This window comes from Candidatus Magnetaquicoccus inordinatus, from assembly GCF_004217665.1.
GTDB lineage: Bacteria > Pseudomonadota > Magnetococcia > Magnetococcales > Magnetaquicoccaceae > Magnetaquicoccus > Magnetaquicoccus inordinatus.
Window position 1 is genome coordinate 1 of record NZ_RXIU01000434.1, and the last position, 1,445, is coordinate 1,445.

The 1,445-nt window shown below is 50.9% G+C and carries 3 protein-coding genes; all 3 read left to right on the forward strand.

Annotation, left to right across the window (positions count from 1 at the left end):
- The first annotated feature begins 1 nt into the window (after position 1).
- Complete coding sequence (locus tag EJP87_RS16320) at positions 2-613, forward strand: TMEM165/GDT1 family protein (RefSeq protein WP_130472904.1); 612 nt, start codon at positions 2-4, stop codon at positions 611-613.
- Between the two features lie 136 nt (positions 614-749).
- Complete coding sequence (locus EJP87_RS16325) at positions 750-1,088, forward strand: hypothetical protein (RefSeq protein ID WP_130472905.1); 339 nt, start codon at positions 750-752, stop codon at positions 1,086-1,088.
- Between the two features lie 44 nt (positions 1,089-1,132).
- The coding region (yihA, locus tag EJP87_RS16330; RefSeq protein WP_130472906.1) for a ribosome biogenesis GTP-binding protein YihA/YsxC at positions 1,133-1,445 on the forward strand (313 nt) is incomplete at its 3' end.

Below are 1,445 nucleotides of genomic sequence, written 5' to 3' on the forward strand. Positions count from 1 at the left end.
CATGTCTGAAGATCTCTCTTTGTTTTCCCAAATCATAGCCGCTGTTCCCATCACTGCCACCACCTTTGCCCTGATCTTTCTTGCCGAATTGGGCGATAAGACCCAATTGGTTTGCATGACTTTGGCTGCCCGACATCGTCCCATGCCGGTTTTTCTGGGGGCGCTGTTTGCTTTTATCATCCTCAATGTTCTGGCGGTGATCTTTGGCTCTGCGCTCTCCGCCTGGATTCCGAAAAATGTGTTGGTTTGGATTGTCGCAGCCTTGTTTGCCTTTTTTGGGATTCAATCTTTGCGCGCTGCCAAGGAAGAGGAGGAGGAGGAAGAGGTGGCCGAACAAAGTGGCCACAGTATCCTGATTCGTGCCTTTCTGATGATCTTTCTGGCTGAATTGGGCGACAAAACCCAAATTGCCGTCATTGGTATGGCCAGTACCGCGCCGATGATCCCGGTCTGGATTGGTGCAACCCTGGCTCTGGGTGCCTCTTCTGCACTGGGTGTTCTGGTCGGGCGGACCTTGTTGCAAAAAATTTCCAAACCGTTGCTCAATCGGGCCAGCGGTCTGTTTTTTCTCGGTTTGGCTGCACTTTCCTTGGCAGGTCTCTATTGGCAATAGGCAGTCAGAGCCCTTTGGCAGATAATCGGTACAGTGGTTGCTGCGCGAGACTTGACAAAAGCGGTGGAACACCGTCTATTACCAACGATTCTCTCTTTTCGGACCACTCCGATTTTTTGCCTGACAGGTGGTAACCATGAAAAAAAACGCTGCATTCCTGTTGTTGCTCGGACAACTGCTCTTCCTGGCCAATACAGGTTTGGCTGGTTTAATCGGCGACTTGTATATGGCCAAATATGAGGATCATTCCATCAGCATCGAGGTGGATGTCGGTTTGATGGGCAATGCCTGCCGTCTTTATATTGACGGTACTTTGATTGGTGAAGAGAAGGTATTTACCATCGGTCATCCCAAGTCACTGCGCTCGCGCATCAACAACAAAGAGGTTTTGGTGTCAGTCAATCAGGGCTTGGTAGGTACCGATGTCAAGCTGTTTATCGATGGCACCGAAATGCCGCTCAGACAGCAACGCTGAGAGAGAGATTCCCCTTCGTGTCCCATACACAACCAGAAATATCCTTGTCGATACCGTCCGCGCAATTTGTCATTGGTGCGGTATCGGCACGGCAGTTTCCCAGCGATGAACGGGCGGAAATTGCCTTTGTTGGACGTTCCAATGTCGGCAAATCCTCTTTGCTCAATCGGTTGTTAAACCGGCGCAATCTGGCCAGAGTCAGCCGTACCCCTGGTCGAACACGGGAGATCAATTTTTTTCATGTGGGTAGTGCCTGGTCGTTTGTCGATCTGCCAGGTTATGGTTATGCCAGCGTTGGCCAAGAGCAACGTTCGGTGTGGGATCAAGTTCTGGGCAGCTATTTTGGCCAACGCCGCA

Coding starts and splice junctions, on each gene's coding strand:
- EJP87_RS16325 (WP_130472905.1), top strand. CDS start 750: ATGAAAAAAAACGCTGCATTCCTGTTGTTGCTCGGACAACTGCTCTTC.
- EJP87_RS16320 (WP_130472904.1), top strand. CDS start 2: ATGTCTGAAGATCTCTCTTTGTTTTCCCAAATCATAGCCGCTGTTCCC.